This is a genomic window from Annamia dubia NIES-4383 (assembly GCF_055394725.1).
Map to the genome: position 1 here is coordinate 2,885,571 of NZ_AP025630.1, position 26,211 is coordinate 2,911,781.

General features: G+C 34.3%; 19 protein-coding genes. 12 read left to right on the plus strand and 7 right to left on the minus strand.

What is annotated here, in order from left to right; genetic code table 11:
* Positions 1–15: 15 nt before the first annotated feature.
* Positions 16–1,989, minus strand: coding sequence for an N-6 DNA methylase (locus tag Anndu_RS12995; protein ID WP_464101608.1), 1,974 nt, complete (start codon positions 1,987–1,989; stop codon positions 16–18).
* A 135-nt stretch (positions 1,990–2,124) separates the two neighbouring features.
* Here Anndu_RS12995 and Anndu_RS13000 point away from each other — a divergent pair, with 135 nt between their 5' ends.
* Positions 2,125–2,733 (plus strand): DUF6391 domain-containing protein, encoded by a 609-nt coding sequence (locus tag Anndu_RS13000; RefSeq protein ID WP_464101609.1) that lies wholly within the window; start codon positions 2,125–2,127, stop codon positions 2,731–2,733.
* 186 nt (positions 2,734–2,919) lie between these two features.
* Here the strand turns inward: Anndu_RS13000 and gltB are convergent, their stop codons facing one another.
* On the minus strand, positions 2,920–7,503 hold the full coding sequence (gltB, locus tag Anndu_RS13005) for a glutamate synthase large subunit (RefSeq protein WP_464101610.1): 4,584 nt from the start codon (positions 7,501–7,503) through the stop codon (positions 2,920–2,922).
* A 195-nt stretch (positions 7,504–7,698) separates the two neighbouring features.
* On the minus strand, positions 7,699–8,433 hold the full coding sequence (locus Anndu_RS13010; RefSeq protein ID WP_464101611.1) for a 4'-phosphopantetheinyl transferase family protein: 735 nt from the start codon (positions 8,431–8,433) through the stop codon (positions 7,699–7,701).
* A 201-nt stretch (positions 8,434–8,634) separates the two neighbouring features.
* On the opposite strand from Anndu_RS13010, the gene Anndu_RS13015 reads away from it, so the two are divergent.
* Both Anndu_RS13015 and dacB read left to right on the plus strand, forming a co-directional pair.
* Positions 8,635–9,501: a glycoside hydrolase family 19 protein gene (locus Anndu_RS13015; RefSeq protein WP_464101612.1), complete on the plus strand. Its 867-nt coding sequence runs from the start codon at positions 8,635–8,637 to the stop codon at positions 9,499–9,501.
* Positions 9,502–9,574: 73 nt separating this feature from the next.
* Positions 9,575–11,080, plus strand: a complete 1,506-nt coding sequence (dacB, locus tag Anndu_RS13020) for a D-alanyl-D-alanine carboxypeptidase/D-alanyl-D-alanine endopeptidase (RefSeq protein WP_464101613.1) — start codon at positions 9,575–9,577, stop codon at positions 11,078–11,080.
* A 187-nt stretch (positions 11,081–11,267) separates the two neighbouring features.
* Here the strand turns inward: dacB and purH are convergent, their stop codons facing one another.
* On the minus strand, positions 11,268–12,806 hold the full coding sequence (purH, locus tag Anndu_RS13025) for a bifunctional phosphoribosylaminoimidazolecarboxamide formyltransferase/IMP cyclohydrolase (protein ID WP_464101614.1): 1,539 nt from the start codon (positions 12,804–12,806) through the stop codon (positions 11,268–11,270).
* A gap of 242 nt (positions 12,807–13,048) precedes the next feature.
* On the opposite strand from purH, the gene Anndu_RS13030 reads away from it, so the two are divergent.
* The 7 genes from Anndu_RS13030 (at position 13,049) to trxA (ending at position 21,498) form a co-directional block, all read left to right on the plus strand.
* Positions 13,049–13,639 (plus strand): thylakoid membrane photosystem I accumulation factor, encoded by a 591-nt coding sequence (locus Anndu_RS13030; RefSeq protein ID WP_464101615.1) that lies wholly within the window; start codon positions 13,049–13,051, stop codon positions 13,637–13,639.
* A 336-nt stretch (positions 13,640–13,975) separates the two neighbouring features.
* Positions 13,976–14,188 (plus strand): DUF2997 domain-containing protein, encoded by a 213-nt coding sequence (locus tag Anndu_RS13035; protein ID WP_464101616.1) that lies wholly within the window; start codon positions 13,976–13,978, stop codon positions 14,186–14,188.
* 54 nt (positions 14,189–14,242) lie between these two features.
* Entirely contained in the window at positions 14,243–17,176 is a 2,934-nt protein-coding gene (locus tag Anndu_RS13040) for a DNA methyltransferase (RefSeq protein WP_464101617.1), read from the plus strand.
* A 185-nt stretch (positions 17,177–17,361) separates the two neighbouring features.
* Positions 17,362–17,931, plus strand: a complete 570-nt coding sequence (locus tag Anndu_RS13045; protein WP_464101618.1) for a molecular chaperone GrpE — start codon at positions 17,362–17,364, stop codon at positions 17,929–17,931.
* A 74-nt stretch (positions 17,932–18,005) separates the two neighbouring features.
* A complete protein-coding gene (gene rfbC / locus Anndu_RS13050; RefSeq protein ID WP_464101619.1) occupies positions 18,006–18,551 on the plus strand; it encodes a dTDP-4-dehydrorhamnose 3,5-epimerase in 546 nt (181 codons plus the stop codon).
* Positions 18,552–18,651: 100 nt separating this feature from the next.
* A complete protein-coding gene (locus tag Anndu_RS13055; RefSeq protein ID WP_464101620.1) occupies positions 18,652–21,057 on the plus strand; it encodes an endonuclease MutS2 in 2,406 nt (801 codons plus the stop codon).
* A 105-nt stretch (positions 21,058–21,162) separates the two neighbouring features.
* Positions 21,163–21,498: a thioredoxin gene (trxA, locus tag Anndu_RS13060; RefSeq protein WP_464101621.1), complete on the plus strand. Its 336-nt coding sequence runs from the start codon at positions 21,163–21,165 to the stop codon at positions 21,496–21,498.
* Between the two features lie 126 nt (positions 21,499–21,624).
* Here the strand turns inward: trxA and Anndu_RS13065 are convergent, their stop codons facing one another.
* Positions 21,625–22,884, minus strand: a complete 1,260-nt coding sequence (locus Anndu_RS13065) for a SufS family cysteine desulfurase (RefSeq protein WP_464101622.1) — start codon at positions 22,882–22,884, stop codon at positions 21,625–21,627.
* A gap of 317 nt (positions 22,885–23,201) precedes the next feature.
* On the opposite strand from Anndu_RS13065, the gene Anndu_RS13070 reads away from it, so the two are divergent.
* A complete protein-coding gene (locus tag Anndu_RS13070; RefSeq protein WP_464101623.1) occupies positions 23,202–24,248 on the plus strand; it encodes a cysteine hydrolase family protein in 1,047 nt (348 codons plus the stop codon).
* A gap of 462 nt (positions 24,249–24,710) precedes the next feature.
* Positions 24,711–25,094, plus strand: coding sequence for an FHA domain-containing protein (locus Anndu_RS13075; RefSeq protein WP_464101624.1), 384 nt, complete (start codon positions 24,711–24,713; stop codon positions 25,092–25,094).
* Positions 25,095–25,097: 3 nt separating this feature from the next.
* Here Anndu_RS13075 and Anndu_RS13080 read toward each other — a convergent pair whose 3' ends face one another.
* Complete coding sequence (locus Anndu_RS13080; protein WP_464101625.1) at positions 25,098–25,907, minus strand: TlyA family RNA methyltransferase; 810 nt, start codon at positions 25,905–25,907, stop codon at positions 25,098–25,100.
* Between the two features lie 95 nt (positions 25,908–26,002).
* On the minus strand, positions 26,003–26,173 hold the full coding sequence (locus Anndu_RS13085; RefSeq protein WP_464101626.1) for a hypothetical protein: 171 nt from the start codon (positions 26,171–26,173) through the stop codon (positions 26,003–26,005).
* Positions 26,174–26,211: the final 38 nt, after the last annotated feature.

Sequence of the window (26,211 nt, forward strand, 5' to 3'; positions counted from 1 at the left end):
CTATACTCTTATTACTTAGTAATTAATATTATTTAATTCTTCTTTTGCTAAGTTTCTCAATTCAAAAACTCGTTTCATTTTTTGACTAATTTCTTTAATTTTATCATCATTTGGTAAATAAATAATAATATTGTTTAAATCATGATCACAAATATTAGGAATGGCTGATCCAGTGCGATATTTAAACATTTGCTTTAAAAATTGATCGGTTTTAAAAAAGTATAAAATAAAATAAATATCTATGGTAAAATTTCTTAAAATTCGCAAACCATTTGAGCAAATTGCACCATTAAATTCTGAGGTTACTAAGGCAGTTGCTTGTTTTTTTGTACCCACAGAATTACCTGCGATCGCTATGATCAGATCCCCTGTTTTTAATTCATAACTAGCCCGACTGGGTAATTGATGAACTAAATAATTGGTACTATTAATAATTTCAAAATTTGAGGTATTAATATCAGAAAGTTCGATATATTTAACCATTAAATTAGGATTTTTAAGTTGATTACTTTTAGTTTTAATGATTTGGCAAATCTCGGAAAGTTTAACCGATTTTTGACCATTGTTTGTTATTAAAATTCGATTTTCGGGGCTATAAAAATCATAATCAAAACGGCCATTTAATTCGGTAAAATTAAGGTTAAATGAATTATTATTTTTAACCGTCTTAGTTTCTAAAAATCTATAATAATCATCAATCACTAAACTAAAATCTTGATCTATAATGGCTTTACCCGTAGAATCTTTAATAATTTGGCCTGATTCATTTTTTTGATAAATAGGAGTAGCATTTTTATTGCCTTGATAGCCTATTTTTTTGATTTTGCTAAAGAATATTTGATAATTATTATTTTTCTTGAAAGTTTCTTTTTCTAAAAATAATAAAGATGTTTTGATCCCCGTACCAAAAGGAATAAAAGTTTCCTGTGGTAAATTAATAATAGCCAATATTTTAGCTTTTTGTTTAAGATAAAATCTTAAATAGGCTAAAGAGGGATTTTCTAAAATTCCATTAGGTAAAACGATGGCCATTTTACCCCCTTCTTTTAATAATTTTAAACAAGTTTCGATAAATAAAATTTCTACTGTTTGGCTATTAATAATTTGATTCGATTTTTGATATTGATCCCCTATTTTTAACCACTTATAACCTAAATCAAATTGTTGTAAAATTTGATTATTTTTAATTTTGCCCACCGTGCCAAAAGGAGGATTAGTTAATACCAGATCAAAGCCTTGTGGCTGTAATTTTAAAAGATTTTCGAGCTTTTCTAAGGTATTAAAACAAAAAATATTATTGTTAACATTAACTTCTAATAATAGTTTCATTTTGGCAATTCTGGCAATATTTTTATTAATATCTATCCCATATAAATTATTAATAATATCTTGAATGTTAACTTTTGTATAATTATTTTTAAGATAATTAAAAGCAGAAATTAAAAAGCCACCACTGCCACAAGCAGGATCAATAATCGTTTGATTTAATTTTGGTTGGAGCATTTCTACACAAAAATTAATGATAGGATCGGGGGTAAAAAATTGACCTCTCCCATCTTTTTCTTGATGGGATAAAAACTTTTGAAAGGCGAGGCCTTTGGCATCCTGTCTATTATCTAAAAATTTAATATTTTGTAACTGATGAACGATAAAACCTAAAGTTATTAATGACAGACGAATTTGCTCATTATTTTCAAATAGATCGGGATAAATTTGTTTAGTTTGAGTAAATAAATGATTAAGATTTTGAAGAAAATCTAAGTTTTTTTGATCATGATTTAAGTTAGTTAATTCTTGATCTGAAATGTAAAATAAATGATCATAATTAGAATTTTCAGCAAAGATTTTAATAAATAAAATTTTAACTATTTCTTCTAAGGTTTGTTGTGGTGAAAGTCCATCATTACTATAAATATAATTATGGATTTGTGAAAATAATTTTAGTAAATTTTCTTCTTGAAAAAGTGTTAATTGTGATAATAAATTCATAGAGTTAATTTTAAGATTAATCAATCAAAAATTAAGAAAAAATCTCCTTAAAACTGAGGTAATTTTAAATAATTATACCCCCGACTTTGCAAAAACTTGCTAAAGTGGAAATAAAAGATTAATCATCATAAAACAATGACTAATAGTAATACTTCGGCAACTGGTAATTTTTGGGATTTTGATTTTTTTAACCCCGTATCTACTCAAGATCGTGATTTATTAACGCAAATTGGTTTTATTCCGGGATTAAAAGAGTTATTAATGATCCGTCAAGTTCATGGATTAGAACACGCTACGGTGTGGATTTTAGGGGAAAAAATGGGTAATTCTTATATGAATAATATCGGAGGAATTTCTACGGAAAAAGGCTTTTATTTATATGGAGATTTAGATTTTCAACATTTGCGTCAAGCTGTGGATCAGGCTTTGACTCGTTTAAAAGGTGGGGAGTGGAGTTTAGCCCTTCATCCCCATTGTGGCACTAATCTTACCGTAACTTTGTTATTAGCTACGGGGATGATGGCTGGAACTTCTTTGATCGCCCCAAAAAATCCTTTAACTCAACTTGCTGTGGTTAGTTTAGCCGGAGTTACTGCTTTAGAAATTGCGCCGGAAGTCGGCAAATTAGCACAAAAATATATTACAACCAGTATTCCTTTTAATTTAGAAATTGTCAAGATTAGTCAAAGTGCGGATCTATGGGGAAAAACTGCTCATTTTGTCGAGTTAAAATGGCAAGATTAACTATTACTTTACTTTGATTATTAATTAATAGTTGATCATTGACATTTAATCATTTTTTCAAGAGATTATTTAACCCAGTAAAAAATAGTGAAAATCTACAAAAAAAACCCTCTCGTAGTGAGAGGGTTTTGGGGTGAGTTTATAAAAATTAACCCCGAATTTTAAAGATTAACTATGAATTAAAACTTAACTTCCGCCTATTCTGGCTAAGTCTTTAGCGTTTTGTTCAAAAGCATCACTTAAGGCTTCATCACCGCTTAAACCTTTCTCTAAAGCGTTTTTAATTGCTTGTAATACCCGTTTATAATCACGAGGCATTACTTTCACAAATTGGGGTAAATATTGCTCCCAATTATTTAAAATTGTTTTCGCTTTTTCACTACCTGTATAGTTAGCATGGTTAGAAATTAACTGTTTAAGATCAGCAATTTCTTCCGGATCTGCTAACTTTTCTAAGTCGGCCATTTCCGCATTAAATTTAGTGGCAAAATCTCCTTTTTCATCGAGAATATAGGCCACACCGCCACTCATTCCCGCGCCAAAGTTTCGGCCAGTTGATCCCAATATCACCACTTTACCACCAGTCATATATTCACAACCGTGATCGCCAACCGCTTCCACAACGGCACTTACACCTGAGTTACGCACACCAAAACGCTCCCCTGCAATACCGTTAAAGTAAGCCTCGCCACTGGTAGCACCATATAAGGCTACGTTACCAATAATGATATTTTCTTGGGCTTTAAAGGTGGCTTTTTGATCAGGATAAACGATAATTTTACCGCCGCTTAAGCCTTTTCCAACGTAGTCATTACCGTCACCTTCTAACTCTAATGTGACTCCTTTGGGAATAAATGCGCCAAAACTTTGGCCGGCACTACCTTGGAAATGGAGGTGGATCGTGTCTTCTGGTAAGCCTTCCCAGTGTTTTTTCACAATTTCATTCCCTAAAATTGTACCCACCACACGGTTAATATTTTGAATGGGTAGGGTGGCTTTGACTTTTTCGCCCTTGGCGATCGCAGGTTGACACAGATCTAAGAGGGTAGTAATATCTAAGGATTTTTCTAAGCCGTGATCTTGAGCCATTTGGCAATATCGGCCTACATTTTCGCCCACTTCAGGCTGATATAAAATCTTAGAAAAGTCTAAACCTTTGGCTTTCCAGTGATCGATCGCTTTTCTTGACTCTAAAATATCGGTGCGGCCGATCATTTCATTGATACTGCGGAAGCCTAACTCAGCCATGATCTCCCGTATTTCTTGCGCGATAAAACGCATGAAATTAACCGTATAGGCGGGATCTCCGGTAAATTTATCCCGTAAGGCGGGGTTTTGGGTGGCAATACCAACGGGGCAAGTATTTTTATGACATACCCGCATCATGATACAGCCTAAAGTCACGAGGGGAGCGGTGGAGAAGCCATATTCCTCTGCACCAAGTAAGGCGGCGATCACCACATCTCGCCCTGTTTTCATCTGGCCATCGGTTTCAACCACTACCCGACTGCGCAAGTTGTTTAACACAAGGGTTTGATGGGTTTCCGCTAAACCTAACTCCCAAGGTAAACCTGCGTGTTTGATCGAGGTTTGGGGTGATGCACCTGTACCACCATCAAAACCCGATATTAAGATCACATCGGCGTGTGCTTTGGCTACTCCAGTGGCGATCGTGCCTACACCCACCTCAGACACTAATTTAACATTAATTCGAGCCTTGCGGTTAGCATTTTTGAGGTCATGGATCAACTCCGCTAAGTCTTCGATCGAGTAAATATCATGGTGGGGCGGAGGTGAGATTAAACCCACTCCGGGAGTTGAATGGCGCACTTTAGCGATCCAAGGATAGACTTTTAAGCCCGGAAGTTGTCCACCTTCCCCCGGTTTAGCCCCTTGAGCCATTTTAATTTGAATTTCCTTAGCTTGGGATAGATATTGGGTTGTCACCCCGAAACGCCCAGAAGCCACCTGTTTAATGGCACTATTTTTAGAGTCGCCCTGTTCGTTAGTCCATGTGAAACGCTCCGGATCCTCTCCACCTTCACCTGTATTAGATTTTCCGCCAATACGGTTCATGGCAATGGCTAAAGCCTCATGAGCCTCTTTAGAAATAGAGCCATAACTCATCGCCCCAGTTTTAAAGCGCTTCATAATACTCTCAATCGGCTCGACTTCTTCAATGGGGATGGGAGTACGCTCTTTAAACTCTAATAAGCCTCTTAAAGTATAATGCTCTTTCGTTTGGTCATTGACTAAGTTTGCATACTTCTTATATAACTCATAATCATTGTTCCATGTAGCCTGTTGTAAAGTGTGGATAGTTTCAGGGCTAAAGAGGTGACGCTCACCTTCTTTACGCCATTGATATTCACCCCCCACATCTAACACGGGAACTTTTACAGAGCGATCGGGAAAACCATTATGATGTCTTAAAATCGCTTCTTGGGTAATCACATCAAGGTCTACACCTTCAAGGCGAGAAGCCGTCCAAGTGAAATATTGATTAATTACATTCTGATTTAAACCGATGGCCTCGAAAATTTGAGCGCCTCGATAACTCTGAATGGTAGAAATACCAATCTTAGAAGCAATCTTAATTACTCCTTTTGTCACTGCTTTAATATAGTTTTTATAAGCAGTTTTTGAGTCAATATTTAAGAGTAATTTCTGCTCAATCATGGAGTCTATGGTTTCATAGACTAAATAGGGGTTGATCGCACCGCAACCATAACCGATTAAAACGGCGTGGTGATGGACTTCACGGGGTTCTCCTGACTCTAACACTAAACCCACTTTAGTGCGTGTACCTGTGCGGATCAAATGGTGATGTAAACCTGAGACAGCTAGTAAGGCGGGGATCGGTGCTTGATCTCCATTGAGATCACGATCGGATAAAATCAGAATATTCACACCATCAGCGATCGCGCGATCAGCCTGAGTAAAAATACTCTGCATCACGGCTTCTAAACCTTTAACCCCCTCTTGAGGATTAAATAAAATGGGAATTGTTACTGATTTAAAACCGTTATTATTTACGCTTTTTAATTTAGCTAACTGTTCATTAGTTAAAATAGGACTGTTTAATTCAATTAAATGACAACTTTCTGGCTCAGGTTTTAATAAATTTCTTTCAGAGCCAATCGTAGTTGTAGCAGAGGTAATAATCGCTTCCCTGATAGAATCAATGGGAGGATTTGTAACCTGTGCGAATAATTGTTGAAAATAATCATATAATAATTTGGGGCGATCGGACAATACCGCTAAAGGCGTATCCGTACCCATTGCGCCAACGGCCTCCACACCATTTTGAGCCATGGGAGCAAGTAACATTCTCACATCTTCAAAGGTATAGCCGAAGGCACTTTGACGGTTAACTAAGGTATCTTTGTCAGACTTAGCCACCGTATCACTTTCAGGCAGTTGATCAATATTGACTAAATTTTGATCTAACCAAGTTTGATAGGGCTTAGAAGTAGCGATTTTTTGCTTAATTTCCTCATCTGCGATAATTCTACCCTGTTCCATATCAACTAAGAACATTTTACCCGGTTCTAAACGCCCTTTAAAGGCTACATTTTCCGGCGCTACGGGTAAAACTCCCGCCTCAGACGCCATGATCACCAGATCATCTTTGGTAACGTAATATCGGGAAGGACGTAAACCATTACGATCTAAGATCGCCCCCATCATCGTCCCATCGGTAAAGGCGATGGAGGCAGGCCCATCCCAAGGCTCCATCACACAGGAGTGATATTGATAAAAAGCCTTTTTCTCTGGACTCATGGACTCATGACCAGTCCAAGGCTCAGGTATCATCATCATGACCGCTTCGGGTAAAGAGCGCCCAGACAGGGTTAAAATTTCTAAAGCATTGTCAAAAATACTGGAGTCACTACCATTGGGGTTAATAACGGGCTGAACTTTTTTGAGATCATCGCCGAATAACTCAGACTCGAATAGGGCTTGACGGGCATACATCCAGTTAATATTACCCCTTAAAGTATTGATCTCACCGTTATGGGCGATATAGCGGTAAGGGTGAGAGCGTTCCCAACTGGGGAAAGTATTGGTACTAAAACGGGAATGCACTAGAGCCAAAGCACTTTCAAGGTCTGGGTCTTGCAGATCGGGGTAATATTGCCCCACTTGCAGAGGGGTTAACATCCCCTTATAAATTAAAGTACGGCAAGAAATACTGGGAATATACCAGAAAGGGTCTTGTTTACGGAAGTTTGCCCCGCTTCGTTTACGAATAATAAATAACTTGCGATCGAAAGCCAGATCATCGGTGATATTAGCACTTTTTTCAATAAAAACCTGATAAACATTAGGTTCAGAGGCTTTAGCCGTATCGCCCAAAGGTTCGTTATTAGTGGGAACTTTGCGCCACCCTAAAACCTTACAACCTTCCTCTGTCACAATTTTTTCAAACTCAGCAAAACGCTCTTTTCGGGTGGCTTCATTCGGGGAACAAAACACCATCGCCACCCCATATTGCCCGGCCTCGGGTAAGGTGATATTTTCAGCAGAAGCGACTTTTTGTAAAAATTTATGGGGAACTTGCATTAAAATACCTGCACCGTCTCCCGTATTTGGTTCACAGCCACAAGCACCACGATGATCGAGGTTAACTAATATCGTTAAAGCATTTTGCACAATATCATGGGATTTTTGTCCTTTTTGATGGACAATAAAGCCCACACCACAAGCATCATGCTCAAAAGCGGGATCATATAAACCCTGTTTTTTTGGTAATGTATTTTGATTCATGGAGATACGTTGATATAGTTTTAACTGTGTTCGCACTGATAGAAACAAGTTGATGATTCCTCAATTGTCTCTTTTATTCTATAACTGTGTTGTATAATATTATTCCTTTTTTGATTTTTTTGCTATGTGTAGAGCAAAGTTTTTTCTTAAAAGTAGAGGTATTTCTCCACTGGTAAGATCGGTCAAACTTGATAATTAATACTCAAAATAGTTTAATCTAAATTGCTTTTCACTATTAACTATTACCGTACTTTGATAATTTTCTTGTGTCAGAAAAGACCGAAAAAACCATTGATAAATTTGAGATAAATTATCATTGATTCCTGATAAACCGATTGATTGATTATGATTAAATCTTATTTCAAATTTATCTAAACCTCCGGCTATTCCTTCCCCTGTACATTTTAAATAAGCTTCTTTTCCTGTCCATAATTGAAAGAAAATATTAATTTTTTCTGATGGGGGAAATTTAGCTAATAATTGACATTCTCTAGGGGTAAAAAAACGGTGAGCAATCTGTTCTAAATCAGCTATTGAACGCCTATATTCTATATCAATACCAATCGGATATTTTGTGGTAATTCCATATAAACTTATGTCTTCAGAATGGGAATGATTAAATTGTAATTGAATCTGATTTTGATCGGGATTTATTTGGGGTTTTCCTTTACTATTATATTGAAATTTTAACTTGGATGGCTCAAGTTTTAAGTATTTTCCTAAAATAATTCTTAAAACTGCTCTACTGACAATATAACGATGACGATGCAGATCAAATTTAAAGCGATCGCTCCTGATAATTTCATCAGAAGATAAATATTGTTTTAAGAATTGAATTTCCTTAAAAGATAGAGCTAAATTAGTACGCCAAAGATGTATTTCTTGTTCATTTAAAGTTAAAAATTCCGGTGGTTTATGCCAATAATTCATAATCAAAAATAATAAAGAATAAATGTTCTGTCTTTAAGGGGCAAAAGTCACGATCTAAATTAGATTTTAGATCATATTACAAATTGTAAATTAATTTGAATAAAGATAACAGAAATCTTATTTTTTTCTAAAAAAATTAAAGTAATTAAATTTTTTCTTTTAAGATTAAGAGTATATTTCTTAAAAAGTAGAGATCAAAAAATGAGATTAGAAGATATTGTCAGAACAAATACGGTTCTAAGTTTTGACCAATTAAAAAGTGACCCACAATTAGTAGCCCAAATTCAACAAATTCTGGTTAATGGGGGCTATCTTCCCGATCGAGATAGTAAGGGAACATCCAGTGTTGATGGGGACTTGGGGGAAAAAACCAGAGCCGCTTTATCCCTATTTTGTGAGGCTGTACTGATTAATTGTATGCAAACTGGACAATTTGGCAGAACTTTTGCCCAAAGATTGTTAGATTTTGCTTCCCCCTCTAATACTACCATTGTTAGCCCCACCGCCACTATTACGGCCGGTCTAGTCGCACCGATGTTTCCGGGGGCTTCACGCAGTAATATTGCCACCCACCTTCCCAACGTCCTCTTGGCTTTGAGGGAGTTAGGCTTAGGGGATAAAACCATGATCAATATGGCCTTGTCCACCATCCGAGCAGAAACGGCGGGTTTTATGCCGATTAGTGAGTTTCAATCGAAATATAATACGGATCCGGGCCAACATCCCTTCAATAAATATGATAATAGAACGGTTTTAGGTAATCGTGGTCGTCCCGATGGTGCAAACTTTAAAGGGCGGGGCTTTGTTCAATTAACAGGGCGAGATAATTACGATAGAATAGGAAGACAAATAGGAGTTGATTTGATTAATAATCCTCAATTAGCTAATGAATCCCTCGTTGCCGCCAAAATTTTAGCTCGTTTTCTCAAAAATAAAGAATCGGCCATTAGAAATGCGATCGCCGTTAATGATTTAGCTTTAGCCAGACGAGCCGTTAACGGTGGAAGTCACGGCTTAGACGCTTTTAAAGAGGCTTTTAACAAGGGAAGAAACATCTTACCTGGGTAAAATTATTTAATCTCATGATGGAGGTCAACGGCCGTTGACCTCTACTGAATCTATTTTTAACTTAATTTAATCTATGAAAATAAAAAAATATCTCAGTTTATCTTTAATTTTTATAGTTAATTTTTCTCTATTTGATCAACACAAAATAGTCGCTCAAACTGATTCTAATTTAACTATTAATCAAATTTGTTACGATGATCTCGATCGAGAAATTAATCAAATAATTAACCTTCCCCCCTATCAAAGAGCAAGTTGGGGAATTGTGGTTAAAAAATTAAATTCAGATGATTTAATTTATAGTTTAAATGGGGAAAAATATTTTTATCCCGCCTCTAATGTTAAACTTTTAACAACGGCGGCCGTTTTATTAAAATTTGGTGAAAATTATCGTTTTCAAACCCCAATTTTTATTTCAAAAAATCGGGATAATCTTACTATTTTAAGGATAGTTGGCCAAGGTGATCCAAGTTTAAATAGTCAAAGTTTACAACTAATAGCAGACAAATTAAAAGCCGAAAATATTAATCACATAGATCAATTAATAGTTGAAGAAAATTATCATCAAAATTTAGGGATTAATTCTACTTGGGAATGGGGAGATTTATTTTATTATTATGCCGTTAATGTTAATCATTTAATTTTAAATGAAAATGTGGTAAAGTTAACGATTTCACCTCAAAATTTAGGGGAAAAAATTCGCTTAAATTGGTCTGATCCTCTCGCTCAAAATCAATGGAATATTATTAATAGTGCTACCACTTCGCAAGAAAATAGTAACTATTATATTAATCTTAAGGGAATTTTTGGCACAAATACTTTAGAAATAACAGGTCAAATTCCCATTAATTCACCTGAAGATAGTTACCGTTTAGCTATTCTTAATCCCAGTCAATATTTCTTAGATAGTTTAAATAATTTACTCAAACAAAATCAGATTAAAGTCAATCAAACTATACTCAATAATTCCATTAGTTCTAATTTAGCAAATGAAAAATTATTAATGACGATTCAATCTGAACCATTATCACAATTAGTTTTTAAAACTAATCAAGAAAGTAATAATTTATATGCTCAAGCACTGTTTCAATTATTAGGAATCCAATCTTATTTTGAAGATAATCAGATTATTAATGATGATAGTTTGAGCATTTTAATAGAAACCTTAAATCAATTAGGAATTGCACCAAAAAGTTATGATTTAATAGATGGTTCAGGCTTATCCCGTCATGATTTAGTAACTCCACAAACCTTAGTTAATCTCTTAGAATTAATCTCAAAAAGTCCCCTTGATCAAGTTTATAAAAATTCTTTACCGATCGCCGGAGTTACTGGCACATTAAAAAATAGATTTACTAATAGTTATTTAACTAATAATTTAAGAGCAAAAACAGGAACAGCCTCCGGTACTTCTGCATTATCAGGGTATTTAAAAACCCAAACAGGAGAAGATTTAGTATTTAGTATTATTGTCAATAATTCTAATCAAAATATTGCAATTTTACGAGAGGGAATTGATCAAATTGCGTTGTTATTTTCCCAAACTAAAAATTGTCATTTAACTCAACATAATTCCCCCTAAAATAGTTGAGGGTGCAACAATTTTGCCCCCAACTTTTAAAATACCCTACCCCGATCAAACTAAGAATTAATCTTTAATTAATAGCCCTTTTAGGAAAGTAATAAAAAAATCAAATTTAATCAATTATTTAATAGTTTTGATCAATTTTTATTACTTTTCCCTTTTTTTTTGACTTGTGCAAAGAAGTTTAATGTAAAAAATGACGACTCCCTGTTAACACCATAATTAAACCTAACTCATTGGCCGCCTTGATCGAGTCTTTATCCTTAATGGATCCCCCCGGCTGAACGATCGCAATTATACCGGATTGTGAGGCAATTCTGACGGTATCATCAAAGGGGAAAAAGCCATCACTGGCTAAATAAGCTCCCTGAGCCTGATCTGCGGCCTGATCTAAGGCAATTTTGGTTGAGCCAACTCGGTTCATCTGCCCTGCACCCACACCCAAAGTAGCCCGATCCTTCGTCACCACAATGGCATTAGACTTAACGTGCTTACACACCTTCCACGCAAATAATAATTCCGCTAACTGTTCGGCCGTGGGCTGTTTTTCCGTCACCACTTGCCATTGCTCCGTATTTTCCTGTAGATCATCACTGGCCTGAGTTAAAAAGCCTCCTGCAATAATTTTCACCGTTTGGGCTTCCCCTTTGGTTAACTCAGGGAATAATAACACCCTCACATTGGCTTTTTTGGTTAAAATTTCTCTGGCAGAATCCTCACATCCGGGGGCGACCACACATTCTAAAAAGGTTTTAGTTAAAGCTTTTGCTGTCTCATCATCAATTTTTTGATTTAAGGCCACAATTCCCCCAAAAGCAGAGGTAGAATCAGCATTAAAAGCTTTTTCATAAGCATTAATCAGAGTGTTTCCGATGGCTACACCGCAGGGATTTGTATGTTTTAAAATAGCGGCCGCTGGTTGATCAGAGGAAAATTCAGAAATAATACGTCTAGCTGACTCTAAATCAACTAAATTATTATAGCTTAACTCCTTACCTTGTAATTTTTCGGCCGTAGCCCAACCGCTTTTTTTTGTTCCGGTATAATACCAAGAAGCACTTTGATGGGGGTTTTCACCATAGCGTAATTCTTGCATTAATTGGCCAGAAATACTAAAACGACTCGGTTGTTCATCTTCTAAACTCATTAAATAATTAGCGATCGCCTGATCATAACTATTGGTTAAAGCAAAAGTTTCACCGGCCATTTTTTGACGGAATTTTAAAGAAGTTTCTCCATTATTTTCTTTTAATTCCTGTAAGTAAAGATCATAATATTTAGGATTAGAAATAACCGTTACATGGGCGAAATTTTTAGCACTTGCCCGTAACATAGCAGGGCCTCCAATATCAATATTTTCCACCGCATCAGCTAAAGTTACACCCTCTTTAGCAATGGTTTCTTCAAAGGGATAAAGATTAACTACTACTAAATCTAAAGGACGAATATTATTATTAGTTAAATCCGTTAAATCCTGCTCTAAATCACGTCTAGCGAGGATACCGCCGTGAATTTTAGGATGGAGAGTTTTCACCCGCCCCCCTAAAATTTCCGGTGATCCGGTGTATTCGCTCACTTTTTGCACAGGAATACCCGCATCTTTGAGAGTTTTCGCCGTGCCACCACTACTAAGCAACTCAAAATTAAATTGATCAACTAATTGACGGGCTAAATCCACAATGCCCGTTTTATCAGATACACTGAGTAAAGCTAGACGTTTCATGTTTAAAATTGCTCCTTTAAGCTAAAATTTTGATTCAATCAAATCTATCATACATTTTTTTGTTAATTTGAGAATGATTAAATTAAGATTTAGTTTTATAAATTGTTAATCATTGCTATAATGGCTTAATGCAGTTAATTAATTGACAGTTAACAATTGACAATTAATTAAATTAATTAATTAGGTTTTAAACCTAATTTTTTTAAGTAAACATTTATTTGATCTAAATCTAATTTAAACCTGTGAAATTAAACCTTAATTTTCAATCTTCTCATAAATTAATTAAAAGTTTTTGCTTATTATTATTAACGGTAATAAGTAGCTTTTTCCTCGTAACAAATAACCCTGTTTTTGCCAGTATTAATGATGATACTTATGATGGTAATATCTTCATTCTTTATGCGGGAAATGGCTCACTTGTACCGCCCCGTTTAAGTTTAAAAGAATCTTTAGCAAGGGAAATGCCCACTTTATTAGTCTATTATGTTGATGATAGTAGTGATTGTAAACAATATTCAATTGTTATTTCTCGACTTCAAGAATTTTATGGCAGAGCGGCCAATATTGTTCCGGTAGCTGTTGATTCAATTGAGCAAAAATCCAAGTATAATAAAGATGAGGTAGGCTATTATTATAAAGGTTTAATCCCTCAAACTGTGCTTTTAGATCAAAAAGGAAAAGTCATTTTTGATCAAACTGGTCAAGCTAATTTTGAACAAATTGATGATAAATTTAGGGAAGTTTTTAATTTACTTCCGCGCTCTGAATCTGTAGAATTAAAGTTAAAAACATTTAATGAATTTAATTCAGAATTAGTTGAAGAAAAGAAATAAATTTTGATTTTCTACCGAACTTACTATGTAAAACTATAAACATTTTTGCCCTATATAAACAAAGCCTGTGCAGACAGGCTTCGTTTTTGTAGCATAAGGCTTTAGCCTTAATGAAATCATTTTATTCGGTAGAACCTAAATTTTAATTTTCCGCCATCACCTAACCCTTCTTTTTATTAGAAAGAGGGAAACTATTTAAACATAATTGATTTAAGATTATTTAAGATTATTTAATCTTAGAAAAAACACTCCCCTCTCCCTGTGGGAGAGGGGCTGGGGTGAGGGCAAAACATCAATTGTAAACATTTAACATTTAAAAAATTTAAGTTAAAAATCATGAGTGAATATCAAAGAGTTGAATATTATATCGGTAAAGATGGTAAAATTACCGAAAAAGTTATCAATGGCCAAGGTAAAACTTGTACCCAAACAACCGCCGAAATTGAAAAGGCTTTAGGTAATATTGAAAAACAAGAATTATTACCCGAATATTATGAAAATAATGAGCAAAATTTCATTGAAGAAACCCAATCTTTAAGTCAATTTTAATTAGTTATTGGTTATTAGTTATTGGTTATTGGTGAACATCAATCAAATTGAATTATGAAAGTAAAACGTGAAGCAATTTATCAATTTCTTGAGTTTTGTGATCAACATATTAAAGGAAAAGAAAGGCAAGAGTCACAAACTTTTTTGACTAAATTTTTTCAACTTTTTGGACATCAAGGGGTGCTAGAAGTGGGAGCAACTTTTGAGTTACCTGTTGCTAAAGCTAGTCGTGCGGGAAATATTGGTTATGCGGATCTTTATTGGGATCGTCAAAGGCTACCTTCAATCTTAATTGAAATGAAATCAAGAGGGGAAAATCTTAATAAACATTACGCCCAATCATGGGATTATTATATCAATATTTATCCCCATCCTAAGTTTGTAATTTTATGTAATTTTGATGAATTTTGGATTTATGATTTTAGTATTCAAGTTGATACTCCTTTAGAAAAAATTAAATTAACTGAGTTAGAAAGTCAAATTGAAAAGTTTGCTTTTATGGAATTTTCCGCCGTAATTCCTCAGTTTAGAAATGAGCAAGTTGCGCTTACTAAAACTATCGCTACTCGAATGAGTGATTTATATATTTCTCTTGAGCAAAGAAGTAAGAAAAATGGCTTTAGTAAATTAGATGTGCAAAGGTTTATTTTACAATGTGTTATTACCATGTTTGCCCAATATAAAGGGATGTTACCCCTTGAGCTTTTTACTAATATTATTAAAGTTTGTAAGGAAGGAAAAGAAAGCAGTTATGATTTAATTTCAGCAGGTTTATTCTATCAGATGAATAAGAAAGGAATTACCCCTTATGGTAAGTTTAAAGGTGTTGATTATTTTAATGGAGGTTTATTTGCCAAATTACCAGAAATTGAGTTAACATGGTCAGAATTAAACCTATTAGAAAAGGCCGCCGAAGCAGATTGGAGTCAAATTCGGCCAGCGATTTTTGGTAGTATTTTTCAAAGCACTGTAGATGATAAATTACGTCATGAAATGGGTATTCACTACACTTCAGAAACAGATATTATGAAAATTGTACGGCCGACAATTAGTAATTTTTGGGAGAAAAAGATCGAATCTGCTGATAGTTTGGCAGAATTATTAATCTTAAGAGATGAAATTGTTAATTATAAGGTTTTAGATCCGGCTTGTGGCTCAGGTAATTTTTTATACATGGCCTATCAAGAGTTAAAGCAAAATGAACAATTATTATTAGATAAATTAGCTCAATTTCCAGATTTTAAGATTACTAAAAAAGATAAGTTTGTCAGTCCGATGCAATTTTACGGGATTGATTTTAATGATTTTGCAGTAGAATTAGCAAGGGTGACAATGATTATTGCTCGTAAAGTTGCCATAGATAAATTAGGTTTACACGATGAACAATATTTACCTTTAGATACTTTAGATTGTAATATTATTCATGATGATGCTTTATTTTGTGACTGGGAAAAAGCCGATGCAATTATAGGCAATCCCCCCTTTCAATCAAAAAATAAAATGCAACAGGAATTAGGGCGAGACTATGTTAATAAAGTGAGAAATCAATATCCTGAAGTTTCTGGTTTAGCTGATTATTGTGTGTATTGGTTTCGTAAAGCCCATGAAAATTTACCCCTCAATGGTAGGGCGGGTTTAATAGGAACAAATACCATCAGTCAAACTAATTCCCGTCAAGGAGGTTTAGATTTTATTGTTAATAATAATGGTACGATTACAGAGGCAGTTTCTAAACAAGTTTGGTCGGGTGATGCGGTGGTAAATGTATCAATTGTTAACTGGGTCAAAGGGGATTTTAATGGTCAAAAAATACTCTATACTCAGTTAGGAGATAATATTAATAGTCCTTGGGAAAAGTTAGAATTAGATTATATTAATTCGTCTCTTTCGGCGGAAATTGATGTTAGTGGTGCTAAAATAATTCAAACTAATATCAATGCTAATTTATGTTATCAAGGTCAAACCCATGGTCATGAAGGTTTTTTATTAAAACCTGATGAAACGGAAGAAATAATTGCTTTATCTAAGCCTCAAAAAATTTTAAATAAGGTACTTTTTCCTTATTTAACGGGTAATGATTTATTAGCAAATTTTCCTCCTTTACCCCAAAGATATGTCATTGATTTTCACCCCTTAGATGAAGATTCAGCTAAACAATATCATGTTTTATTTAAACATATTAAAAATTTAGTTTTACCTACTAGAAAAGAGGCCGCTCAACAAGAATTAGAAAGAAATAATGAAGCGACAAAGAAAAATAAAAAAGCTAAAGTTAATCGTCATCATCAAAACTTTTTAAATAAATGGTGGTTACTTTCTTATGCTCGTCAAGAATTAATAGAAAAAATTACTGCTTTACCTCGTTATATTGGTTGTAGTAGAGTAGCTAAAAGATCTATATTTGAATTTATAAATAGTAACATTAGACCTAGTGATGTTGTTCAAGTATTTTGTTTAGCTGATGATTATTCTTTTGGTATATTACAATCTAATATTCATTGGTTATGGTTTACCCAAAGATGTTCAACTTTAGGAAGTGGTTTTCGTTACACTTCTAGCACAGTTTTTGATACATTTCCCTTTCCCCAACAGCCCACATTTAATAATATTGCATTAGTGGCAAGTAAGGCGGTAGAATTAAGAAAAATACGACTTCAAGCCATGACAGAAAATCAATGGAGTTTAAGGGAACTTTATCAACAAATAGAAGCAAATAATAACAGTAAAACTGTTAAAAAATTGATTGATGCACAAACAGAATTAAATGAAGCAGTCAAGTTAACTTATGGCATCAAAAAAGATCAAAATATTTTAGAATTTTTGCTCAATCTTAACTTAGAAGTAGCAGAAAAAGAAAGTAAAGGAGAAATAGTAATTCCCCCCGGTTTACCCCCATTTGATTTAATTCAATCACCAGAAACGGAAAATTTAACTATTACTAATTATCAACAATTGTTTATTACTAATGATTGTGTTAAAATGAAATAATTAAAAAATGTTTAGATCGAATTAGATTTGATTAAGGCTAAGGCCTTAATGCTACAAAAACAAAGCCTGTCACCACAGGCTAGAATAAAGTCTGCGTAGGCAGACTTTGTTTCGATAGCCCAACCCTTCAGGGTTTGGGGTATATTAATATTTGACAATTTTTTACTACTCTGATTTTACTAATTATGATTAACAATTTTAACGATTTTCTCTTTGCAATTTTACTTTGGTTAGGAGTAACCCTATTTTTATTTAGTTTATATTCCGATGGTAAAAGTAAGACAAAAATACCATCAAATCAAACATTAAATAATCAAAAATTAACCCAACTAGAACGAGAAAAAAATCAAGAAATTGCTAATTTAAAACAACAATGTCAACAATTAAAATTAGAATTAAAACAACAATCACAACAATTAAAACAAGACTTTCAAACTGAAACATTTGAATTAATTAATAGTTTATTAATTAACTATCCCACCGCCACAAAAATGGCTGAACAAAAAACAGATTTACCTGCTAAAAATTTAATTTCTTTATTTACTTCATTAGATAATTTAATTAAAAATTGGGGTTTAGAAACCATTGGTAAACCTTGGGAAAAAGTAAGTTTTGATCCTCAATTTCATCAACCTGATAATGATGAAATTAAACAGGGAGAAAAAGTTTATATTCGCTTTGTGGGCTATAAAAATCAAGAACTAATTTTAGTTCCAGCTAAAGTTAGTAAAAATTTACCCATCAATCTTATTTAAAAACTGGTTAAAATACTTTAATATTAAACCTAAATAAATTAAATTAAATTAACTAAAATCAGTCAATCTTAATTATGAATATTATACGAACAAAAATTCCAGATGTTTTAATCATTGAGCCAAAAGTTTTTGGTGACGATCGAGGGTTTTTCTTTGAAAGTTTTAATCAACAATTATTTGAAGAAAAAACAGGAGTAACTTTAAATTTTGTGCAAGATAATCACTCTAAATCAATTCAAAATGTCTTAAGGGGTTTACATTATCAAATTGAACATCCCCAAGGTAAATTAGTGAGAGTTACCCAAGGTAAAGTCCTAGATGTAGCCGTAGATCTTCGTCAATCTTCCCCTACTTTTAAACAGTGGACAACGGTAGAATTAAGTGCAGAAAATAAACGCCAATTATGGATCCCTCCCTGTTTTGCTCATGGTTTTTTAGTATTATCAGAAACCGCCGAATTTTTATATAAAACCACTGATTATTACTATCCCCAAGGAGATCGCTGTATTATCTGGAATGATCCCGAACTTAATATTAATTGGAATTTAGAAACACAACCAATTTTATCCCCTAAAGATCAAGCTGGAAAATTATTAAAAGATGCGGATCTTTTTCCCTAAATTAAACTCTTGAAGAATATCTTAAGTTAGAAGATCAATCTGAAATGAAAAGAGCTTTATAAGAAAGTCAATTTTAATCAAAATTAAGTTAAACTTAAACATGGAAATACAAAATACAACTTTAGAATTATTAGAATGGTCTCGTCTTTGTCGCCATTTATCAACTTTTGCGGCCACTAAATTAGGTGTTATTGCTTCTACTAATTTAACTATTCCTAAAACTCAAGCTGAAAGTTTATTTTTATTAAAACAAACTGAAGAAATTTATTTATTAGAACAGCGTTTAGAAAGTGGTCTTAATTTTGATGGTATTTATGATATTGGTGATAGTTTAGAAAGGGCTAGAATAGGCGGTATTTTATCAGGTAAAGAGTTATTAGAAATTGCGACTACTCTGTCTGGAATGCGCAAATTAAGAAGACAAATTGAAGAATATGAGGATATTCCAACTTTATTAGATATTATTTCTCAATTACGCACTTATCCTGAGTTAGAACAGGAAATTCACCATTGTATTGACGATCGAGGGGAAATTTGCGATCGAGCTAGTGAGTTATTGAGTCAATTGCGGGGCAAAATCAAAGGCTTAAGGGACAACATTTATAAGATACTTCAGGGCATTATCCAACGTCAAGGCGGGGCGATCCAAGAGCCAGTTATTACCCAACGGGGCGATCGCTTTGTGATCCCTGTTAAAGCCCCCCAAAAAGACCAAATTCCGGGCATTGTGCATGATCTATCTAGTACGGGATCAACTTTGTATATTGAACCAAAATCAATCATACAACAAGGTAATCAATTACGCCAATATCTGAGTCAAGCCAAAAGAGAAGAAGAAAAGATTTTAGGAGCATTAAGCGAAAAAATTGCTAATGTTTACGAAGATATAGAACAATTATTGGCGATTGCTACCCAATTAGATTTAGCCACCGCTAAAGCCCGTTATAGTTTTTGGTTAGGGGGAAATGCTCCCCGTTTCATTGATGAACAGGAACAAATAACCCTCCGTCAATTAAAACATCCTTTGTTATTATGGCAACATCACCATGAACAAGGCTCAGAAGTTGTCCCGATTGATGTTACGGTGAATCCTCAGATTAAAGTGGTGGCTATTACGGGGCCTAATACCGGAGGAAAAACCGTGACTCTGAAAACTCTGGGTTTAGTTTCCCTGATGGCCAAGGTAGGTTTGTTTATTCCTGCTAAAGTTCCCGTGGAAATACCTTGGTTTGAGCAGGTTTTAGCCGATATTGGGGATGAACAATCCTTAGAACAAAGTTTGTCTACTTTTTCTGGTCATATTAGTAGGATTATCAGGATTATTGATGCTCTGATGCAATGTGAGGATAAATCCTTAGTTTTATTAGATGAGGTGGGAGCAGGTACGGATCCGGCTGAGGGTAGTGCTTTGGCTATTGCTCTGTTAAAATATTTGGCGGATCATGCCCATTTAACCATTGCCACTACCCACTATGGGGAGTTAAAGGCTTTAAAATATCAGGATCCACGATTTGAAAATGCTTCCGTTGAATTTGATGATCAATCTTTAAAGCCAACTTACCGCCTATTATGGGGGATACCGGGGCGATCGAATGCTTTGAGTATTGCCCAAAGATTAGGATTACAATTAGAAATTATTGAAAATGCTAAAACAAAAGTTGGGAATTATTCAGAGGATGTTAATGAGGTAATTGCAGGATTAGAAGCTCAAAGAAAGGAACAGGAAAGAAAAGCAGAAGAAGCGCGTCAATTATTACAAGAAACTGAAAAATTTTATGCGGAAGTTTCGGCTAAAGCTCAATCTTTACAAGCAAGGGAAACGGAGTTAAAAATTTCTCAAGAACAGGCGGTAATTTCAGCAATTAATCAGGCTAAATCAGAGGTAGCTCAAGTGATTCGAGATTTACAAAGAGGAGTTAAAACGGCACAAAATGCCCAAAAAGCTACTAATAAATTAAATCAAATTGCTGACAGAAATTTGCCTAAAATTGAACCAAAAAAAGCTAAACCAACTTATTATCCCAAAGTGGGGGAAAAAATTAAAATTCCCCGTTTAGGACAAACGGCCGAAGTATTAGAAATTAATGAAGAAACTGGGGATCTAATGGTAAGATTTGGTTTAATGAAAATGAATATTGAAGTAACAGAAATTGAATCTTTAGATGGGAAAAAAGTTGAAGCTAAATCAAAAGCAAAAACTCAAAATCCCCTTAAAAATCAGCCTCAAACTCCGGTCACAAAAGAAAAAATTACGGTGAGAACTTCCCAAAATACCCTTGACTTGAGGGGGGCAAGGGTAACAGATGGGGAAATGAAAATTGATGAGGCTATTTCTAACGCTATTTTAAAGGGTTTAAACGTCTTATGGATCATTCATGGCAAAGGTACTGGCAAACTGAAAGAAGGGGTGCATAACTACCTTAAAAGCCATACTCAGATTGAAAAATTTGAGATTGCTCCCCAAAATGAAGGGGGGGCTGGTGTAACGATCGCCTATTTAAAATAAAATTGAAACAAAAATTTTTATTTTAAGGTGTCAATTTTTGTTATGCTAGATTTCATAATGTATGATTAAACAGTAACTTATTAGTAGTAAAAGGATTTTAGATCAATGTCAGCAACCGCCTCAGTTACAGATTCTAGTTTTCAGGTAGATGTTTTAGAATGTCCGATTCCTGTCTTAGTGGATTTTTGGGCGCCTTGGTGTGGGCCATGCCGTATGGTCGCTCCTGTTGTTGAAGAAATCGCTCAACAATACGGAGAACAGTTAAAAGTAGTCAAGTTGAATACTGACGAAAACCCACTGACGGCTAGTAAATACGGGATCCGCAGTATTCCCACTTTAATGATTTTTAAAGATGGGGAGAAGGTGGATATGGTAGTTGGTGCCGTTCCTAAAAGCACATTAGCCACAACTTTAGACAAAGTTGTCTCACCAAAACTTTAGAAAAATATTTCTTTCTAAAGTTAGTATTTTTATTTCCCATATTAACAAAGGGCGTTTAAGTTTAAAACTTAAGCGCCCTTTGTGCTAACATCGTACTTTAAACAAAATTTATTTATTACTTCAAAATTAGTCCATCATGGAGGTGAAAAAGTCAATTGTTTCTCGTAAAACTTCAATAAAACGATCAATTTCAGCAAAAGTATTATAAAAATATAAACTTGCCCTTGCACTACCCGAAACATTAAAATAACGGTGTAAAGGTTGGGTACAATGATGGCCTGAACGGATAGCAATACCTTCTTGATCTAATAAGGTTGCTAAGTCATTACCATGAATATTATTAACATTAAAAGCGGCTAAGGCCGATCTTCCTTTTCCTTCTTTATCAGGTTTAATTCCGTAGATTTTTAAGTTTTCAATTTTAGTTAATTTTTCATATAAATAAGCCGTTAATTGTTCCTCATATTGATGAATTTTATCCATCCCAATATTAGTTAAATAATCTATGGCCGCACCAAGGGCGATCGCCTCACCAATCGCCGGAGTTCCCGCTTCAAATTTATGAGGTAATTCACCGTATGTAAAGTGATCTAAAAATACTTCATCAATCATTTCACCACCACCTAAAAAGGGGGGCATTTGCTCTAAAATTTCTTTTTTTCCGTATAAAAAACCAATGCCAGTGGGGGCGCACATTTTATGACCAGAAGCAACTAACCAATCACAATTCATTTCTTGTACATTAATAGGTAAATGGGGCGCACTTTGACAAGCATCAATTAATACTTTTGCCCCCTTTTGATGTGCCAATTTAATAATATCTTCAACTGGATTAATATTACCTAACATATTAGAAACATGAACAATCGAAACTAACTTTGTTTGTTCAGAAAGTAAGGATTTATACTCCTCAAAATTAAAGGTTTCTTCTTGTGTTAAACCCACATATTTAATAATCGCTCCCGTTTTTTGGGCGATCATTTGCCAAGGTACAATATTACTATGATGTTCCATTACTGATAAGATAATTTCATCCCCTTCTTTTAAGTTTTGAACACCATAAGTATTAGCCACTAAATTAATAGCTTCTGAGGCATTTCTCGTATAGACAATTTCCTCCCTAAAACGAGCATTAATAAATTGAGCAATTTTATCTCTAGCCCCCTCATAACCTTCTGTTGCCCTGTTACTTAAAGTATGGATTCCCCTATGAACATTGGCATGATCATGTTCATAATAATACTTTAATTTATCTAAGACAAAAGTGGGTTTTTGAGAACTGGCCGCACTATCAAAATAAATTAAAGATTTACCATGAATTTTTTGATTTAAAATCGGAAAATCAGAGCGAACTTGATCGGCGATCGTTTTTTCTGTGGTTAGCATAATTTTAGTTATTAAAAAATTAAAATTCAATAATCATTTATTATAATTGATTATCTAGCATTTTGATTGTAAATTTGTTCAAAAATTGAATATTATAGAGCATAACACCTTTAATTTAGGATAGAAATAATTGATTTTCAAAATGTCATACCCTGATTATTTTTGAAATTAATTAATGATCAATGCCAACATTTTCATTATAGATAACATGATCAGTTGACAATTGATTAAAGCCATGGCCTCCCTTGACATTGTGTAAAATTAACACTATACTATAAGTGTAGGTTAAACACTATGCCAATAAGCAAGGAGTAATCATGAACACTACAACAGTAAAACAATTGCCAATTCCGAGTTTTTTCGAGCCTCATAAAGTTAAACAGCTTTGGCGAGTACCCTATCAAGACAGGGCATCAGACGCTCACAATTGGGCGAAAAAATGGCAAATAAAACCGGCCGCCAGTGATAAAACCCGCATTTGTTTAATGGTCATTGATGTGCAAAATACCTTCTGTTTGCCGGATTTTGAGCTATTTGTCGGGGGGCGATCGGGTACGGGTGCAATTGATGATAATATCCGTTTATGTGAGTTTATTTATCGTAATTTAAACGTAATTACAGAAATTGCCCCCACAATGGACACCCACACGGCCATGCAAATTTTTCATCCTTTATTTTGGATCAATGATGGGGGGGAAAATCCCTTACCCCATACGATGATTAGTTTAGAGGAAATTCAAAGGGGAATCTGGAAAGTTAATCCGGCAATCGCCTATAGTGTGGCTAAAGGTAATTATATTGGTCTACAACAACACGCTTTACATTATGCTAAAAAACTGATTGAAAACGGGAAATATTTATTAACTATTTGGCCTTATCATGCCATGTTAGGGGGGATCGGCCATAGTTTAGTATCCTCGGTAGAGGAGGCGATTTTTGTCCATAATATCGCTCGTCACAGTCAGACTAATTTTGAGATTAAAGGGGGAAATCCCCTCACGGAGAACTATTCCGTGTTACGCCCAGAAGTTTTAGAAGGGGCTGGAGGCCATCCCATCGCCCAAAAAAATACCCGTTTTATTCAAAGACTATTAGATTTTGATGGGGTGATCATTGCAGGACAAGCGAAAAGTCATTGTGTAGCATGGACGATCGATGATTTATTAACAGAAATTATGGCAGTTGATCCGGCTTTAGCGCGAAAAGTTTATTTATTAGAAGATTGTACTTCGGCGGTGGTTGTCCCCGGAATTATTGATTTTACCGAACAGGCTAATGAGACTTTTGAACGCTTTGCTAAGGCGGGAATGCACATTGTTCAATCTTCCACAGCGATCGCCGATTTTCCTGATTTAAAAATTTAATTTTCATGATCAAACTTTTAGCAAAAATCAGGAAAAAGGGGAAAGGGAAAAGTAAGAATAATTCACGAAAACTGTTAAATAATTGATTGAATTTAATTTGTTATTAATTTTTAAAATTAATTAAATCTTAATTTAATGGTCACAGAATAGGAAATAGTAAGTATAATTGATGTTCTTAATTATTTTTACTTTTTCAAGAAGTCTATTGATTTGACGATTAAATCAATTGATCTTAAAATATACTAAAAGACATTTCAATAATGTGATGTCTAACAAAGCTCTTTTGTTATGGGTGAGACGGCTTTTTTTCGCAGTAAGCATTTTAAAAGTCTAACACTTTAGTTGACAAATCAAATTGAAATTGATAATAATTGCTTGTGTAAAGTATAATACTTATCAATGGACTTCCCCAAACACAGGGACATTATAAACAAAATAATCCCTTTTAATAATTAAAAATCGGTGATTACATTAACTCTTTTACATCCCCTCCAATCAGTTCCCGTTCAACATTGGACTTTTGAACCCACATCCCCTATTCGGATCGGACGTTCAACTGACAATGAGGTTGTTCTCTACAGTGCAGTTGTTTCCCGTCACCATGTGGAAATTAGACCTAATGGTTCTACTTGGGAAGTAGTTAACTTAGGGGCGAATGGCACTTATATTAATGGTAAAAAAATAACTCAACTGGAAGCTCAAGATGGTATGATTATCCGTCTGGCTAGTTCTGGGCCTAAAATTCAAATTAATTTAGGTTCAACTGAAGAAAATGATGATGGTAGTCAAAGACGATCTTCCACTTTAAGAAGTGGCGATCGCTCTAAAGATACTTTAATTACTTAATTACTAATTTGACATTTGGTAACAGTTTATTGTCAACTGTGTAATGCCGTCTAAGGTTATTAAAGTTTTGGTGGGATCAAGGCTTAACCATAATAAAAATTCCGTGTTACCCGCCGGCCCTTTGATGGGAGAAGGGGTTAAACCTTGAAAATTCCAGCCCAGAGTTTGGGCTTTTTCTAATACTTGAAAAATTGCTTGTGCCTGATGTTGAGGGTTTTTCACCACTCCATTTTTCCCTACTAGCGATCGGCCTACTTCAAATTGAGGTTTTACTAATAAAATAACTTCTCTGGGATCAGCTAATAATAACCAAAGATTTTCTAATACTTTAGTTAAAGAAATAAAAGATAGATCCATTACTCCTAAAGTGGGATAGGCGTTTTCACCATAGAGATCTTCAGGTTTTAAATAACGAAAATTAGTTCTTTCTTTCAAAATTACACGGGGATCCGTGCGAATTTTCCAGTCTACTTGACCATAACCCACATCTACCCCATAAACTAAACTAGCCCCATGTTGTAATAAACAATCGGTGAACCCCCCCGTAGAAATGCCACCATCGAGGCAGATACGCCCTTCTAAGCTAATTTGAAAGGTATCTAGGGCTTTTTTGAGCTTTTCACCGCCACGAGAGACATAAGGGGGTTTTTCTTTAACTTCAATTTTTGCAGTCAGATCAACTTCGGTGCCGGGTTTATCAAAAATGCGATCGTTAACTTTAACTTCCCCCGCCCTGATCACTTTTTGCGCCTGTTGACGGGTAGTACAATAATTTAATTCAACTAATAATTTATCAAGACGTTGTTTGGGCATTTAATAATTTTAATTATACTAATTAATCTTAGGTTTTAAAAGTCGGGTATTTTAAAAATCCCCGACTTTTGATCTAACATTTTATTGTTAATATTTTAATCAGAAAAAGTTAAATTAAATTCTTCAATTAATTCATCCAGTTCTTCTAATGCTTGAACTACATCAGTTTTTAATGAACCTAGATCGGGTTTATCTAATAATTTTACTAAAGATTCACGCTTATTAGTAATTAATTTTATTCTTTCTTTTAATTGTGTTTTTTCCATAAATTTTTGTTATTGGTTATTGGTTATTGGTTATTAGC

Coding starts and splice junctions, on each gene's coding strand:
- Anndu_RS13085 (WP_464101626.1), bottom strand. CDS start 26,173: ATGGAAAAAACACAATTAAAAGAAAGAATAAAATTAATTACTAATAAG.
- Anndu_RS13045 (WP_464101618.1), top strand. CDS start 17,362: ATGATTAACAATTTTAACGATTTTCTCTTTGCAATTTTACTTTGGTTA.
- Anndu_RS13070 (WP_464101623.1), top strand. CDS start 23,202: ATGAACACTACAACAGTAAAACAATTGCCAATTCCGAGTTTTTTCGAG.
- trxA (WP_464101621.1), top strand. CDS start 21,163: ATGTCAGCAACCGCCTCAGTTACAGATTCTAGTTTTCAGGTAGATGTT.
- Anndu_RS13040 (WP_464101617.1), top strand. CDS start 14,243: ATGAAAGTAAAACGTGAAGCAATTTATCAATTTCTTGAGTTTTGTGAT.
- Anndu_RS13035 (WP_464101616.1), top strand. CDS start 13,976: ATGAGTGAATATCAAAGAGTTGAATATTATATCGGTAAAGATGGTAAA.
- gltB (WP_464101610.1), bottom strand. CDS start 7,503: ATGAATCAAAATACATTACCAAAAAAACAGGGTTTATATGATCCCGCT.
- Anndu_RS13055 (WP_464101620.1), top strand. CDS start 18,652: ATGGAAATACAAAATACAACTTTAGAATTATTAGAATGGTCTCGTCTT.
- purH (WP_464101614.1), bottom strand. CDS start 12,806: ATGAAACGTCTAGCTTTACTCAGTGTATCTGATAAAACGGGCATTGTG.
- Anndu_RS13065 (WP_464101622.1), bottom strand. CDS start 22,884: ATGCTAACCACAGAAAAAACGATCGCCGATCAAGTTCGCTCTGATTTT.
- Anndu_RS12995 (WP_464101608.1), bottom strand. CDS start 1,989: ATGAATTTATTATCACAATTAACACTTTTTCAAGAAGAAAATTTACTA.
- dacB (WP_464101613.1), top strand. CDS start 9,575: ATGAAAATAAAAAAATATCTCAGTTTATCTTTAATTTTTATAGTTAAT.
- Anndu_RS13010 (WP_464101611.1), bottom strand. CDS start 8,433: ATGAATTATTGGCATAAACCACCGGAATTTTTAACTTTAAATGAACAA.
- Anndu_RS13080 (WP_464101625.1), bottom strand. CDS start 25,907: ATGCCCAAACAACGTCTTGATAAATTATTAGTTGAATTAAATTATTGT.
- rfbC (WP_464101619.1), top strand. CDS start 18,006: ATGAATATTATACGAACAAAAATTCCAGATGTTTTAATCATTGAGCCA.
- Anndu_RS13000 (WP_464101609.1), top strand. CDS start 2,125: ATGACTAATAGTAATACTTCGGCAACTGGTAATTTTTGGGATTTTGAT.
- Anndu_RS13015 (WP_464101612.1), top strand. CDS start 8,635: ATGAGATTAGAAGATATTGTCAGAACAAATACGGTTCTAAGTTTTGAC.